13 protein-coding genes are annotated in these 14,843 nt (G+C 38.3%); 10 read left to right on the top strand and 3 right to left on the bottom strand.

The window, feature by feature from the left end:
- The first annotated feature begins 2 nt into the window (after positions 1-2).
- The 6 genes from B4N43_RS03160 (at position 3) to B4N43_RS03185 (ending at position 7,818) form a co-directional block, all read left to right on the top strand.
- Entirely contained in the window at positions 3-1,322 is a 1,320-nt protein-coding gene (locus B4N43_RS03160) for a D-alanyl-D-alanine carboxypeptidase (protein WP_286732720.1), read from the top strand.
- A 10-nt stretch (positions 1,323-1,332) separates the two neighbouring features.
- On the top strand, positions 1,333-2,631 hold the full coding sequence (locus B4N43_RS03165; RefSeq protein WP_286732722.1) for an MFS transporter: 1,299 nt from the start codon (positions 1,333-1,335) through the stop codon (positions 2,629-2,631).
- Between the two features lie 20 nt (positions 2,632-2,651).
- Entirely contained in the window at positions 2,652-3,380 is a 729-nt protein-coding gene (locus B4N43_RS03170; protein WP_070566110.1) for a (Fe-S)-binding protein, read from the top strand.
- Between the two features lie 22 nt (positions 3,381-3,402).
- Entirely contained in the window at positions 3,403-4,293 is an 891-nt protein-coding gene (locus B4N43_RS03175; protein WP_046672364.1) for a TIM barrel protein, read from the top strand.
- A gap of 277 nt (positions 4,294-4,570) precedes the next feature.
- Positions 4,571-6,145, top strand: coding sequence for a peptide MFS transporter (locus B4N43_RS03180; RefSeq protein WP_286732726.1), 1,575 nt, complete (start codon positions 4,571-4,573; stop codon positions 6,143-6,145).
- 83 nt (positions 6,146-6,228) lie between these two features.
- Positions 6,229-7,818 carry a peptide MFS transporter gene (locus B4N43_RS03185; protein WP_075994030.1) on the top strand — a complete coding sequence of 530 codons (1,590 nt, stop codon included), beginning with the start codon at positions 6,229-6,231 and terminating at the stop codon, positions 7,816-7,818.
- Between the two features lie 94 nt (positions 7,819-7,912).
- Here the strand turns inward: B4N43_RS03185 and B4N43_RS03190 are convergent, their stop codons facing one another.
- On the bottom strand, positions 7,913-9,205 hold the full coding sequence (locus tag B4N43_RS03190) for a hemolysin family protein (RefSeq protein ID WP_075994029.1): 1,293 nt from the start codon (positions 9,203-9,205) through the stop codon (positions 7,913-7,915).
- A gap of 143 nt (positions 9,206-9,348) precedes the next feature.
- Entirely contained in the window at positions 9,349-10,695 is a 1,347-nt protein-coding gene (locus B4N43_RS03195) for a Gfo/Idh/MocA family protein (protein ID WP_075994028.1), read from the bottom strand.
- A 230-nt stretch (positions 10,696-10,925) separates the two neighbouring features.
- Here B4N43_RS03195 and B4N43_RS03200 point away from each other — a divergent pair, with 230 nt between their 5' ends.
- Positions 10,926-12,032 (top strand): phosphotransferase enzyme family protein, encoded by a 1,107-nt coding sequence (locus tag B4N43_RS03200; RefSeq protein ID WP_286732729.1) that lies wholly within the window; start codon positions 10,926-10,928, stop codon positions 12,030-12,032.
- A gap of 79 nt (positions 12,033-12,111) precedes the next feature.
- The gene (locus tag B4N43_RS03205) at positions 12,112-12,756 is read left to right on the top strand and encodes a carbohydrate-binding family 9-like protein (protein ID WP_286732731.1); all 645 of its coding nucleotides are present in this window, start codon (positions 12,112-12,114) and stop codon (positions 12,754-12,756) included.
- Positions 12,757-12,779: 23 nt separating this feature from the next.
- Here B4N43_RS03205 and B4N43_RS03210 read toward each other — a convergent pair whose 3' ends face one another.
- The gene (locus B4N43_RS03210; RefSeq protein ID WP_088162808.1) at positions 12,780-13,118 is read right to left on the bottom strand and encodes a DUF2853 family protein; all 339 of its coding nucleotides are present in this window, start codon (positions 13,116-13,118) and stop codon (positions 12,780-12,782) included.
- A gap of 226 nt (positions 13,119-13,344) precedes the next feature.
- On the opposite strand from B4N43_RS03210, the gene B4N43_RS03215 reads away from it, so the two are divergent.
- Positions 13,345-13,593, top strand: coding sequence for a type B 50S ribosomal protein L31 (locus B4N43_RS03215; protein WP_046671774.1), 249 nt, complete (start codon positions 13,345-13,347; stop codon positions 13,591-13,593).
- Between the two features lie 78 nt (positions 13,594-13,671).
- Positions 13,672-14,838 carry a putative sugar nucleotidyl transferase gene (locus B4N43_RS03220; protein ID WP_286732734.1) on the top strand — a complete coding sequence of 389 codons (1,167 nt, stop codon included), beginning with the start codon at positions 13,672-13,674 and terminating at the stop codon, positions 14,836-14,838.
- The last annotated feature ends 5 nt before the right edge of the window (positions 14,839-14,843 follow it).

The raw sequence follows: 14,843 nt of genomic DNA on the forward strand, positions 1-14,843 counted from the left end.
TGATGAAAAAAATTTTAAGTGCATTGTTGCTGCTTTGGTTTGTGCCGGCGGCTACTTTTGTAGCGAAGGCTCAGAGCTTTGAGGATGTTTATCAGCTATTTCAAGAGTCTAAAATATTAAATGATCATTTTGTTGGTTTTTCTTTGTATGACCTAAATGCCAATAAATATGTGATGGACATAAACGGCAATAAGCATTTTACACCGGCTTCCAATACAAAAATGTATACTACCTATGCTGCTCTAGCACTGTTGGGGGATTCAATACCAGGTTTGGAGTATGTGGAACGTGGAGACTCGCTGCTTATCTGGGGGACAGGTGATCCGACGTTTTTGCATAATCGGTTAGATACGCGGGTTGTGTATAACTTTTTGAAAAATACGAATAAACGCATTTTTGTTGTGCCAGGGACAATGAAGAATAAGTTCTTTGCATATGGTTGGGCTATGGAAGATTTTGAAGCTTACTATCAGCCTGAAATTAGTACATTTCCTATTTATGGCAACGTGGTCACTTTTCGACAAAAAGGTTATAATTATCTATCGACCTCTCCAGCCGGTTTTCAAAATTCACTGGATTTTTTGCCCGAACCTAAGTTAGGTGATTTTGAACTTTCCCGTTCATTTCGTACAAATTCCTTTTGGATGTCCAAACGCCCCGTTCCGAGTGGCTATGTCAATGAAGTTCCATTTATCTATTCTGATAGTTTATTTATTAAATTATTGTCGGATAGTCTAGGTAAATCCGTGACCTTATTGTCTTACCAAAAACCAAGCAATACCAAGATACTCTATTCCGGTGGTACCAAAAATTTAATCCGTGAAATGATGTTGCCAAGTGATAATTTTATTGCTGAACAGTTTTTAATGATGTGTTCGTGGAAACAATTCGGTCAATTTGATACTTACTTGGTGCGGGACTGGATGAAGAATAACGTTTATAAATACTTTTCAGCTGAGGTTGCCATTTTTGATGGATCGGGCTTGTCGTCCTATAACAAGGTGACTCCGCAAAATAATGTCGATCTATTGGTCGTCTTGAAAAATAAGTTGCCGGATGAGAAGGAACGTTTTCGTCTTTTTCCAGCCGGAGGTGTAGATGGTACCCTGAAACGTACCTATAGCAAAGATCTCGGAGAACCGTTTGTTTTTGCTAAAACAGGAACGATTACATCTGTCTATAATCAAAGTGGTTATTTGATCACACGGACAGGAAGGCGCTTGGCATTTTCTTTTATGAACAATAATTATATAGATGATCGAGCAAGTGCAATTCGTAAAGAAATGGCTAAAATAATTACTTATATTCGTCAAACTTATTAAGCCAATTTAAATGGAAGCAATTGTAAAAAACAATAAAAAATTGATTCGTTCTTGGGCCATGTTCGATTGGGCCAATTCTGCTTACAACCTTGTTATTACTTCCACGATATTCCCTGTTTACTATACCGCAATTACTACAACAAAAGAGCATGGTGATGTTGTTCGTTTCTTTGGGATTGAAGTTGTCAATACCGCACTTTCCAATTTTTCTTTGGCCTTTGCCTATCTGTTGATGTCTTTTTCTTTGCCCTTTATTTCTTCGTACGCTGATGCAAAAGGAAAAAAGAAACAGATTATGAAATTCTTCACTTATGTTGGAGCAGTTGCATGTATGTGCTTATTTTTCTTCAAGCTTGAAACTTTGGAAATTGGTATCATCTGTTTTGTGCTTGCAGCGATGGGGTATATTGGCGGTGTTTTGTTTAATAATTCCTATTTGCCGCTTTTGGCGACAGTCGATCAGCAAGATAAGGTGAGTGCGCAAGGTTTTGCTTATGGTTATATTGGCTGTGTTACTTTACAGATTCTTTGTTTTATAGTGGTGCTTAAACCTGAATGGTTTGGTATTACAGATGCTTCACTACCGGCCCGTATATCGTTTCTAATGGTCGGATTGTGGTGGCTTGGGTTTTCAATGATTCCTTTTAAATACCTGCCTAAAATCGATGCAACCGAGAATAACACAGGTAAGAGTTTTGTTCAGAATGTACGGGATGAATTCGGCCATGTTATCCAAAAGATCAAAGGTATTCCTGAAATAAAACAGTTTTTGCCGGCTTTTTTCTTTTATGCAATTGGTGTTCAGACTTTGATGATTGTCGCCTCTTCTTTTGGGGAGAAAATTTTGCATTTAGGCGCAGAAAGGTTGATAGCTACCATTCTTCTCATTCAACTTGTAGCTATCTTAGGTGCATTTTTAATGTCTTATTTATCTACGCTTTTTGGGAATATCAAGGTGTTGATCGTTGTGGTGATGATCTGGATCGGCATCTGTATTTCGGCCTTTTATTTATCTACCCCTCTTCAGTTTTATATCATTGCTGCATTGGTCGGTTTAGTTATGGGCGGGATTCAGTCCTTATCGCGTTCAACCTATTCTAAATTAATTCCGACGGATATCAAAGATACGACTGCTTTCTTCTCTTTTTATGACGTCACAGAAAAAGTTGCCATTGTCATTGGATTATTCTCATTCGGGTTTATAGAACAGGTTACACATAATATTCGATATTCGGCATTGGTTCTTTCTTTATTTTTTGTAATTGGATTGTTACTTTTGATCCGGATATTAGTATCCAATAAATCTTAATTTTATTGATTGAATTGCATATGAAAGTAGAACTTTTTGTTCCTTGTTTTATAGATCAGCTTTACCCTGAGACCGCTTTTAATACGGTTCGTTTATTAGAAAAGGTCGGCTGCGAGGTTGTCTATAATCCTGAGCAGACATGCTGTGGCCAGCCTGCCTATAATGCTGGATTTTGGGATGATGCAAAACAGGTCGGACGGAAGTTTTTAGGTGATTTCTCGGGAGATCATGTGATTATTTCTCCTTCTGCGTCTTGTACTGGTATGGTACGACATGCTTATAATGATTTATTCGCAAATTCGGCAGATTCCCATCAATGCCATAAAATACAGCAACAGGTTATGGAAATCTCTGATTTTTTAGTAAACGTGCTAAAAAAAGAGTATTTTGGAGCTGAGCTGGAGGGTGTTGCGGTGTACCACGATTCTTGTTCGGCTTTGCGGGAGTGCAAGATAAAAGAGGAACCCCGGAAATTATTGAGTAAGGTCTTAGGTTTGGAGATGGTGGAGGTGAAAGATAGCGAGACATGTTGTGGGTTTGGGGGTAGTTTTGCCGTTAAATTCGAAGGAATATCCGCGGCAATGGCTGAGCAAAAAGTGCGCAATGCACTTGATCTGAATGCGGATTATATTATTTCCACGGATTCATCTTGTTTGCTACAGCTTCAATCTTATATCGATAAACATAAATTACCCATTCAGACGATGCACCTCGTTGATGTGTTGACTACTGGCTGGGGAAATATTTAAATAACACATTAAATCTAAACACATGAATTCAAGAAGAGATTTTCTTAAAAACCTTGCACTAGCGTCTGCTGGTATAGCATTAGCTCCCTCTTTGGAGAGTTTTGCGGCAGCAAAGAAAGATTGGTTTGACATTTCCTTGGCTGAATGGTCATTGCATAAATCCTTGTTCAAGGGAGATTTGAACAATTTGGATTTTCCGGTATTAGCTGCCAAAAAATACGGTATCTATGGGGTGGAATATGTGAATCAGTTTTTTAAGGATAAGGCTAATGATAATAACTACCTTACTGAGCTAAATATGCGTGCAAAAGATAATGGTGTACGTAATGTACTCATTATGATTGATGGTGAGGGAAATCTCGGTGATGAAGATGAAACAAAGAGAAAACAAGCCGTGCAAAACCATTATAAGTGGATTTCTGCAGCTAATTTCTTAGGTTGTCATGCAATCCGTGTCAATGCGGCTGGAAAAGGGACTCCTGAGGAAGTGAGTAAACGTGTTGTTGAAAGTTTAACAACGCTATCTGATATTGGTAAAAAAGCGGGGATTAGCATTATTGTAGAAAACCATGGTGGTATCTCTTCACATGGTGACTGGTTGGCTAATACATTAAAAGCAGTGGGTAGTAAATATTGTGGAAGTTTACCTGATCTTGGTAATTTCTATGAGTATGATCGTTATCAAGGTGTGACGGATCTAATGCCTTATGCACATGGTGTGAGTGCCAAAACACATGATTTTGATGCTAATGGAAATGAAACGCAAATTGACTATGAGCGTATGTTGAAGATTGTTAAGAAAGCAAAATTCAAAGGTTATGTGGGGATTGAATATGAGGGAAGTAAGTTGAGCGAAGAAGAGGGTATTTTTGCTACTAAAAAATTACTGGAACGTTTGCGCCCTTTGATCTAATATTTAACTAGTCGAGTTCTTTTCAGGAAATGGAAGGAACTCGACTAGTTAAATAGGTTTTAATTGAAGTATTGCTCGGATGCAACAACGAAAAAAACTGCAGTCCATTCGTTAGAAACCTATTAAAATCTTCACTATCTTGCTTGAGTATATGAAGACGGGTGAACAACCTCTTTCTTTGTGTAGAGGATCATCGGATTTTTCCGTTTACCGATGGTATATTTTATAAATGGAAATCGCACTACCTTATTTTGAAAAATAACGACTAAAAAAAAACATGAATTTTGAAAAAAATGCTGTTCTTGAAACCCATTTGCAAAAAGTAGGGGCTGAACATGTATTGGTACAAGGGCATCCTGCCGGCTTGTTTGTATTATTCTTCACAGAGATGTGGGAGCGTTTTAGCTATTATGGTATGCGGGCGCTGTTGGTAAATTTTCTGGTTTCTACCATTGCCCAACAAGGATGGGGTTGGACCAACTCCGAGGCCATGAAGCTTTATGGTTTGTACACCGGGATGGTGTTTTTAACGCCACTGTTCGGTGGGATTATAGCCGATCGCCTGACAGGATATAAAAAATCCATTATGGTCGGAGCTATAATTATGACGCTGGGACATATCGCTATGGCTTTAGAGGGATTTAATAAAAGCTTCTTTTTGGCGGGTTTGGTGCTGATTGTTTTGGGAAATGGATTGTTCAAACCCAATATTTCTTCGATGGTAGGGAAATTATATCCGGATAAAGGAGGTAAAAAAGATGCGGGTTATACCATCTTTTATATGGGCATCAACGGGGGAGCGTTTTTAGGAATGATGCTATGCGGTTATATTGGTGAGAAGATCGGCTGGCATTATGGCTTTGGGCTAGCCGGAGTATTTATGTTTTTGGGAATGTTGCAGTTCTATTTTGCACAACCCATTTTCGGAAAAATTGGAAATACACCCGAGAAACAAGACGAGTTAACCGATATTGCGGGTGGTCAAGAAGAAAATCCAAAGCATATTGTTCGTGATCGTTTGCTGGTAATAGCCATTTTTATGTTGTCAAGTATTGTTTTCCATTTAGCTTTTGAGCAAGCAGGTGGTTCGATGACGATCTTTGCGAAAAATTATACACAACGGGTATTGAGTGGTGAAGTGGCGGTTTTATTTAAATGGTTGGATGCTGCATTGACGGTTTTGCCGATTGTGGTAATTACCGGAGTACTGTTTGTTTTAGCAAAGAAAATCGTACGTAAATACCCTATGATCATACTTTTTTCGAGTATTTCTTTTGTGATCATTTGGTCTTTGTGTCTTTGGAAAGTTTATCGGGAATATTATGGTATGAATTCCGAAGTTACTGTATCCTGGTTTCCGATGTTAAATTCTTTCTTTATCATTACGCTGGCCACATCATTCAGTAAGATATGGGAAAAAATATGGAATCCTTCTGGTCCGATTAAGTTTGCAATGGGACTGACATTGGTTGGAGTTGGTTTTGCAGCTTTATCTATTGGAAGCTCTGAGATTCCTACCGGTGCAAAGACGGCCTCTGTTAGTATGATCTGGCTGGTATTGGCGTACTTTTTTCATACAGTGGGCGAATTATGTATTGGTCCAGTCGGACTTTCTTATGTCAGTAAACTATCGCCAAAAAAATTCCTGGGGTTATTGTTTGGTTTTTGGTTTTGTGCCAATGCCATAGCTAATTTTATAGGGGGCTTTATTGGGTCATATATTGATAAGATTACAGAATCTCATTCCATGTCATATTTCTTTGCTGTATTTACAGTAATTCCTATGGTGGCTGCAGTATTTCTTATTCTGGCCAACAAAAAAATAAAAAAGATGATGCATGGAATTGATTAATTCATAGAAAAATAGTGTATCTTCAAGCGATTTTTATCAAAATAAAAACAAAACCTGAGTTATAAAACAATTATTGAAATTATATGAATCAAGAAAAAGATCAAGTTCTTGTAGCACATCTTGCTAAGCAGGGGATCGATGACAAGATGGTAAATGGGCATCCTGCCGGATTATTTGTGCTATTCTTTACAGAGATGTGGGAGCGGTTTAGTTACTACGGTATGCGGGCATTGTTGACCTTATTTTTAATAAGTTCCCTTGCTGATGGGGGATGGGAATGGAGTAACGAACGTGCTATGAAACTTTACGGTTTGTATACTGGTTTTGTCTATTTAACACCATTGATCGGTGGAATGATTGCGGATAAGCTAACCGGTTTTAAGAAGGCGATTTTGATAGGCGCTTTGGTAATGACATTGGGGCACCTGTCTATGGCATTTGAGGGTGTGAATTCCAATTTCTTTTATCTGGGTCTTGTGTTAATGATTTTGGGTAACGGGATGTTTAAGCCTAATATTTCTTCTATGGTGGGAAATCTTTATCCAGATCAAAGTCCTAAAAAAGATGCAGGGTATACCATATTCTACATGGGCATCAATGCCGGGTCATTTTTGGGAATGCTTCTATGTGGGTATATCGGCGAAAAAATTGGTTGGCATTATGGTTTCGGGCTTGCCGGAGTATTTATGTTCTTTGGTATGTTGCAATTCTATTTTGGACAAAAGATTTTTGGAATTATCGGAGATTCACCCAAAGCACTTCAGGCTTACCATGAAAAAAAGATCAAAAATCACGAAGAGGAGGAAGAGGTCATTCCTGCACATGTTGTCCGTGATAGGTTAATCGTTGTCACCATATTTATGTTGGCTAGTGTGGTTTTCTTTCTGTCTTTTGAACAGGCGGGCGGATCCATGTCTATCTTTGCAAAGGATTATACACAAAGGGTCCTGTCTGGAAGTTCAGCAGTGACATTTAAATGGATTGATACTATTTTGACTATTGTGCCTATCGTTATTGTGACGATCGTTTTAACAGCATTGGCTAGAAAAATATATAAACAGTATCCATTGACTATTTTATTTACCGCTGTCTCATTTGGTATCATTTGGTGCTTGGGCTTATGGAAAGTATTTCGAGAAATTGGAATAACCGGATCGGAAGTTGGAGCCTCATGGTTTCAAATATTGAATGCATTTTTTATTATTTCACTTGCATCGTCATTTAGCAAATTCTGGGAGAAGGTCTGGAATCCTTCGGGACCAGTTAAGTTTGCGCTAGGTTTAATATTGGTGGGAATTGGATTTGCAGCATTAGCTTATGGAGCGAGTGAGATTCCTCAAGGAGCAAAGACAGCGTCTGTGAGTATGATTTGGTTGGTGATCGCCTATTTCTTTCATTCAGCAGGGGAGCTTTGTCTTTCACCTGTTGGCTTGTCTTATGTTAGTAAGCTTTCCCCAAAGAAATTTTTAGGACTTCTTTTCGGTTGCTGGTTCTGTGCTTCGGCAATTGCCAATTTTATCGGTGGATTTTTAGGCTCATACATTGATCGCATTACAGAAGAACATTCGATGTCCTATTTCTTTATGATATTTGCAATAGTTCCTGGGGTTACGGCATTGCTATTAATTGTCTTCAATCCAATATTGAAAAAAATGATGCATGGGATCAACTAATCAGGATCGATAGCATCATAAAAAAAGGGCTAATCAATACACTGATTGGCCCTTTTTTATCTCTTTTTACTTTTCTGTTGATGCTTATTTATGTTTATTCTTCCACTTTTAAAAGCAATTTATCGATGCGGTGTCCATCCATATCGAGCACCTCAAAAATTAGGTTTTTAAATCGCACGCGTTCACCTTCTTCGGGCACGTGATCTAATCTTAGGAACACGAGGCCTCCTACGGTGGTTACGTTATTGATCTCATCTTCGTCTTCTTCAGAAAGACCGATTTCAAATTCATCCAAAAGGTCCTCGATCTGATATTGTCCGTCGACAACATAATCGCCGTTTTCCAATTGACGTATTGTCGGACGGGCACTTAGGTCGCTTTCTGTGATGTTGCCGACCAAATCGCCAACGATATCCCGTAACGTAATAATTCCCTGTGGTGAGCCATACTCATCAATGACAACCGCCTGATGTATACTGGAGGTACGCAAGGTATTCATAATGCTATACGATGAACTGAATTCATTAACAAATTTGATCGGTAACATAAGTGTTCTGAGATCAAATGCTTCGTTCTGGAGGCATTGACGGAGTAATGATTTTACATGAACAACACCTTTGATATTGTCGAGACCACCTTCACAAACTGGGTAGATGGAATGATCGTTGTCCAAAATGATCTTTCTGTTTTCTTCAAAGGAATCTTCCAGATCCAAAAAAACAATGTTTTTGCGGTGAGTCATTAGGTTGACCGCTTTTTTGTCCCCTAAACTCAACAAACGGTCGACGATATCGTGCTCAATACCTTCGATGACGCCACTGTCAACACCTTCGTCTACTAATGCCTTAATTTCTTCTTCTGTGACACTATTGCCGCTGCTCTTGATATTGAGTATTTTGACAATAAACTCCGTCGACATACTGAGTAGCCATACAAATGGCCGAACGATTTTGCTAAGCAGGTTCATCGGGTAAGCAATCAGCATGGCGTACTTCTCCGGAATAGCCATACCGATACGTTTGGGGACCAGTTCACCAAGCACCAACGAAAAGTAGGTGATGATAAAGACGACAATGATGACGGCGAGCTGTTCGCTATAGGGGGCTATGATACTAGATTTATTAAAGATCTCTACCAGGTAAGATGAAATACTGCCGCCAGAAAAGAATCCGGTTAGGATGCCAATAAGGGTAATGCCTATTTGTACAGTGGATAGAAAGCTGTTGGGCGATTCTTTTAGGTTTAGCGCTATTTTTGCAGCGGCATTGTTTTTATCGCTTTCAGCCTGTAGCCTTGCCTTTCTGCTGGACACGATGGATATTTCTGATGCCGACAGTATTCCGTTTAGAATAATCAGGACTAAAATAATAATTGCTTCGGTAAGCATAATGAGTTGAAAAAGTTGTTTGCTAGGCTAATTTACGGAAAAGACCGGCCAAATAGTAGGATTATTATGATTATGTCAGGCATCCATAAAAAAGCCGTATATCTTTCAATACGGCTTTTATGATAATAAGCATGTTTTTTCAATTACATTCCACTATCATCTAACATAAAGGTATTTTTCTTGGTTTTCCATTTTCCTTTTGTGAAATCAGGGAATTCCAACGTTTTATTTCCTTTTGCAATAGACTCGGTAGATAATGGGAATACGGCACTCATGGTTACCGAATCATACACGTCAATTGGAGTCTGTACCTTTTGTTTTACAGCCTGAATGAACGCATTGAATACAAACCAGTCCATGCCGCCATGACCAGAACCGTTTGCTACCTCTTCATATTTTTGCCAGATTGGGTGATCGTATTTCTTTACCCATTCGTCTGCAGAATCCCAGGTGTGTGGTTTGGATTTACCCTCGATGTGAATACCTTTGGCAACATCCATCCAAATACCGTCTGTTCCCTGTACGCGGAAACCGATAGAGTAAGGTCTTGGTAAGTGTGTATCATGCGTTAATAACATGGTTTCTCCATTCGCACATTGTAACATCGTTTGTGTAATATCACCATTTTTGTAATTGATCTTACCGTTAGGATGTCCCGGGGAAACTTTATTGACATAGGCTGCCAATCCACGGGCTTTACTTGAGTACGAAGTGATATGAGTGAATCTGTTCCCCTTGTTGATATCTGCGAATTGCATAATTGGACCTAAACCGTGTGTAGGGTATAAATCACCATCTTGGTCGATATTGAATTGTGTACGCCACTGTGCCTCAGAAATCGCTTTCGGACCATATTCAACGCCATGGCCATAATAGGCTTTTCCGTCATTGAATAATACTTCGCGTAAATCGTGTTGATAACCGCCTTCCAGGTGCAACAATTCACCAAATAATCCTTGTCTGTGCATATTCAATACAGCAAGTACATCACGACGGAATGCAACATTTTCTAGGGTCATGTAAGGTTTTCCAGTTTCTTCGGATGCTTTCACAATGTCCCAGTGATCTTGTAGCGTTAAACCTGCAATAACCTCGCAACCCACGTATAGACCAGCTTTCATTGCATCAATAGCTTGGTTTTTGTGGAATTGCCAAGGCGTTGCAATAATGACAGCATCTAATTTTTCATTGCTTAACATCTTTTTGTAAGCATCAACTCCACCAGTATACTCTTTTGGAAGTTTGGTGCCTTTTGCATTGAATTGTTTACGGCATTGTGCTAGAGATTCTTCCTGGGTGTCACAGACAGCCACAATTTCTAGATCATCTCTGTTTAGGGCAATTTGAACGTGATTACGTCCTCTAAGGCCTACGCCAATAAAACCGATTTTTATTTTCCCATTTGTTTGAGCAAATAATTCTGTACTTGAAAGGACACCGATTCCAGCTGTAGTGATGGCAGTCGATTTTATGAAATTTCTTCTATCCATTGTTTTGAGATATAAGGAGTTTGTATATTAGTTATTTACTTGTTTGAAAACAGTCCTTAAGACTGGCTACTATTAACAAATATATTATTTCATTTGGGATAAATGAAAGTGCAAACGTTTGCTTAATTTTATTAAATTTCATGCAAACGTTTGATTGAAATAAAAATTATCATTTATTAATTCAATTTGTGATATTGCAAGCACATTGATGATTTAAAAAACATAGTTTAATGTCTGATTTTAACCAATTAGTAGTAGAGAGCGCAGCAAAACAATTCACATTAGAAGGAGATATCATTTCAGTGCAACCGTTTGGTTCTGGTCATATCAATGATACTTATCGTGTAGTTACTACTGTAGATAGCGGTATATCGCATTTATTACAACGTATTAACCACCATGTTTTTCCGAACGTGGATGGATTAATGCATAATATTGAGATTGTCACCAAGCATCTTAGTAAGAAAGTTAAAGTCGCTGAAGGAAAAAGAATCAGCGATCATGTATTGACAATTGTTCCCACAAAAGATGGGAAATTATATATAAAAGATAGTCAGGATAATTATTGGCGCATGTTTATCCTCATAGAGGATACCAAAAGCTATGATATTGTAGAGACTGAGGTACAGGCAGCTGAGGGTGGTCGTGCTTTTGGTTTGTTTCAAAAGCAGCTCTCAGATTTAGATGCTTCATCGATCGTTGAGGTACTTCCTAACTTTCATAATATAGAGTTTAGACTCGAAAATCTTCGAAAAGCGATCGCTAAAGATATCTGTCAACGCGTAGCGTCGGTGAAAGACAAATTGGATTTTATCTTTAGTCGTGAAGATCGAATGAAAACCATTCTTGAACTTGGTAGTAAGGGTGAGCTTCCGCTGCGTATTACACATAATGATACAAAGTTTAATAATGTGCTCTTAGATCGCCACGATAAGATGCAATGTGTCATCGATTTAGATACTGTCATGCCGGGCTATGTGGCATATGACTTTGGGGATGCTATTCGGACGATTATTAACCCCGTTGCTGAGGATGAGAAGGATGTTTCGAAAATTCTGCTAAATCTTGCTTTATATAAGGCATATGCCGAAGGTTATTTGGAGGAAGCTAATGACTTCTTGACAACTTTGGAGAAAGAAACATTAGTAGATGGGGCCTTCTTATTGCCCTATATGCAAGGAGTACGTTTCTTAACGGACTATTTGGAAGGAGATCATTACTACAAGACTAAATATGAGGACCATAATCTGGTGCGTACAAATACGCAACTGAAATTGGTTGAAGAGATGGAAAAGAATGAAGCATTTATGCGGAAGGTAGTTTTTGATTGCATTTAACAATTTTATACCTTTAATCATATTGAGAAGCTTCCATCGCGTAGATGAAGCTTCTTTTTTCTGTAAAAAAAATATTCGAATGAAAAAACTAACCATTTTGCCTATCGCAGCGGAGCTGACCAATACACTAGATTATCATACTTTGTCGAAGCTCTTGAGTAATCTTGAATCGCATTCTTTGGAGTTTAATAATTGGAGCGAATCTTTCCCGTATAAACCTGAGGTACAATTTAAGATTGGCTACACCCGGGAGTATCTAGTGTTGCAGTACGATGTCGTCGAAGAACAACTTCGGGGTAATTATTCCGATACAAATCAAAATGTATGGGAAGATAGTTGTGTGGAGTTCTTTATTTCATTTGATGGACGCAAACATTATTATAACCTTGAATTTAATCTAATTGGAACAGGCTTGATCGGTTATGGCCCTGCCGAAAAGGCGAGTCGAAATCGGTTGGATAGTACAACGATAGAACAGGTGCGTACTTACTCTTTAATTGAGCGTAATGGTTCAGATAAGCGATGGAGTATGATTGAGGTAATTCCATTTGCTGTATTTCAGTTTGACGATCTTATAGAGCTGAAGGGTAAACTGATACATGGGAATTTTTATAAATGCGGTGATCATCTCAAACAACCACATTTTATATCTTGGAATAAAATAGAAAACCCAACTCCTAACTTCCATCTCCCCGAGTTTTTTGGAGAAATGGTCTTTGGTTAGGAGTTGAGTAAAAAAGTTGATGCTTATTGGTAAACAGATTCTTTTTTGAATTTCTTTGCCAATAAAGCATATACTAATACACGGTATTTATTTTTATTGGATTTGCCAATAGCGGTAATCACTTCCTCTAGTGCCTTGTCTAAATCGGGCCCATCTTTTAGGCCTAATTTTTTGATCAAAAAATTTTGTTTGACACGGTTCAATTCTTCGGGATCTGATGCAGCGACGGTTTCGGAGTCTGCATTGTAAATGGAAGGTCCTATTCCTTTTGTTACTTTTGCAATAAATGCTTCATCTAATGATAAGCCTAGCTTTTTTGATTCTGCAACATATGCAGCAATTTTTTCATCTAATTTGCTCATAATTATGTAAGTGATTTAATTGTAGTTAGTTAAGTTAGGTAAAAAAGTCGATAAACAAAATTATTCTTTGGGTTAGGATAAAGATTGTTACATTTGTACCCTTGATAAGTGCTGTTAACTAAAATGTGGAAAATTTCAACTAATTATTCTTCGTAATTGTTGTAAGTTACATTTTTATAAGTTATCTTTGCACCTCAATAATTGAATATACGTAATCATAATAATAATGAAAAAAGATTTGCATCCTTCAAATTACAGATTAGTTGTATTTAAAGATATGTCAAATGACTATGCTTTTATTACAAAATCTTGTGTTGATACTAAAGAAACTATCACATGGGAAGATGGTAATGAGTATCCAGTTGTAAAACTAGAGATCTCTCATACATCACACCCTTTCTATACAGGTAAAATGAAATTGGTTGATACTGCTGGTCGTATCGACAAATTCCGTAACCGTTACAACAAAAAATAATTGTAGCAGATCTGTATATTACAATATTAAGAACTCGATAAATATAATTTGTCGAGTTTTTTTTGTTATTTTTAATTTGTGAAAATCTTCTTTACAGATTGCTTTGATTCGATCCAATTGTTGGATAAGCTTAGCTCCCCATTAACTACTTTTGATAGAAAGAGTCTTTATCCATTTACTTTCGTGAAATCTTGCTTGGACCTTCGGGTTGGTATACTGACTTTACGGGAGAAATGGCAAAAATTAGCTTTAGCATTTGATGTACACTATATTGCCGCTCATTCGAACGAGGAGGGGATTATTTGGTTGTCTGAGAACGTTATCCCGTCAGTAGTATTATTGCAGGCTATACAGCGCTTGGGTGTAGGAGAGGTCCTTGTACAGGGCGGATATGTTATCGCTTGTTGTTATGCGCGTATGGGCTCTTATCGTGTACAAGAGATTGATACGTCAGTGGATCTACTAAAGGGGGTAGAAGATCTGTTTTTGCTTACAGGAGCTGAAATAACACGTGATTTCAATCTTCTGGTACAAGATGTTCAGTCGTCCAGTATATCTGTGACGAATCAATTGTTAGGAAATGACCTTTATGTAGGCGCTCGTGTTAGCGTGGAATGTGCTACGCTCAATACTCTACAAGGCCCCATATATATCGATGAAGATGTTACAATTATGGAGGGAGCGCATTTGCGTGGTCCATTATACCTTGGTAAGGGTGCCGTTGTGAAAATGGGCGCCACGATTTATGGCAATGTTTCGATAGGCAAGCAGAGTGTCATTGGGGGAGAGATCGGAAATTCGGTCATTGGTGATTTTTCGGCCAAGGGGCATCATGGTTATCTAGGGTGTTCAGTGATAGGGGATTGGTGTAACTTAGGGGCTGGTACCTCTAACTCCAATTTGAAGAATAACTTAAAGACCGTTTCAATTTACGATTATGCATTGGATGGTGTTCGGGATACAGGTCTGTTAAAATGCGGAGCCTTTATTGGGGACTATACGCGCCTTGGTATCAATTCGGCTTTAAATACAGGGACGGTAATTGGAATTGCAAGCATGCTAGCAGATACAAGTTTTTATGCTAAATTTGTACCGTCATTTGCTTGGGTGTTTGACGGAGGTGCGCAAACTTATGAATTTGATAAGTTTATGGCATATTTGGAGACGCTGTATGTATCAAAAGGGGAAGAGCTCACGGAGCAGATTAGAGATAAATTGAATCAACTTAACACAAAATATAATTAAATCGT

Origin of the sequence: Sphingobacterium sp. UBA1897, from assembly GCF_002337775.1 — a bacterium.
GTDB classification, from domain to species: Bacteria; Bacteroidota; Bacteroidia; order Sphingobacteriales; family Sphingobacteriaceae; genus Sphingobacterium; species Sphingobacterium siyangense.

Bases quoted from the DNA above. Each gene is read 5' to 3' on its own strand.
- B4N43_RS03190 (WP_075994029.1), bottom strand. From the start codon at position 9,205: ATGCTTACCGAAGCAATTATTATTTTAGTCCTGATTATTCTAAACGGA.
- B4N43_RS03160 (WP_286732720.1), top strand. From the start codon at position 3: ATGAAAAAAATTTTAAGTGCATTGTTGCTGCTTTGGTTTGTGCCGGCG.
- B4N43_RS03175 (WP_046672364.1), top strand. From the start codon at position 3,403: ATGAATTCAAGAAGAGATTTTCTTAAAAACCTTGCACTAGCGTCTGCT.
- B4N43_RS03195 (WP_075994028.1), bottom strand. From the start codon at position 10,695: ATGGATAGAAGAAATTTCATAAAATCGACTGCCATCACTACAGCTGGA.
- B4N43_RS03170 (WP_070566110.1), top strand. From the start codon at position 2,652: ATGAAAGTAGAACTTTTTGTTCCTTGTTTTATAGATCAGCTTTACCCT.
- B4N43_RS03200 (WP_286732729.1), top strand. From the start codon at position 10,926: ATGTCTGATTTTAACCAATTAGTAGTAGAGAGCGCAGCAAAACAATTC.
- B4N43_RS03185 (WP_075994030.1), top strand. From the start codon at position 6,229: ATGAATCAAGAAAAAGATCAAGTTCTTGTAGCACATCTTGCTAAGCAG.
- B4N43_RS03180 (WP_286732726.1), top strand. From the start codon at position 4,571: ATGAATTTTGAAAAAAATGCTGTTCTTGAAACCCATTTGCAAAAAGTA.
- B4N43_RS03205 (WP_286732731.1), top strand. From the start codon at position 12,112: ATGAAAAAACTAACCATTTTGCCTATCGCAGCGGAGCTGACCAATACA.
- B4N43_RS03210 (WP_088162808.1), bottom strand. From the start codon at position 13,118: ATGAGCAAATTAGATGAAAAAATTGCTGCATATGTTGCAGAATCAAAA.
- B4N43_RS03165 (WP_286732722.1), top strand. From the start codon at position 1,333: ATGGAAGCAATTGTAAAAAACAATAAAAAATTGATTCGTTCTTGGGCC.
- B4N43_RS03215 (WP_046671774.1), top strand. From the start codon at position 13,345: ATGAAAAAAGATTTGCATCCTTCAAATTACAGATTAGTTGTATTTAAA.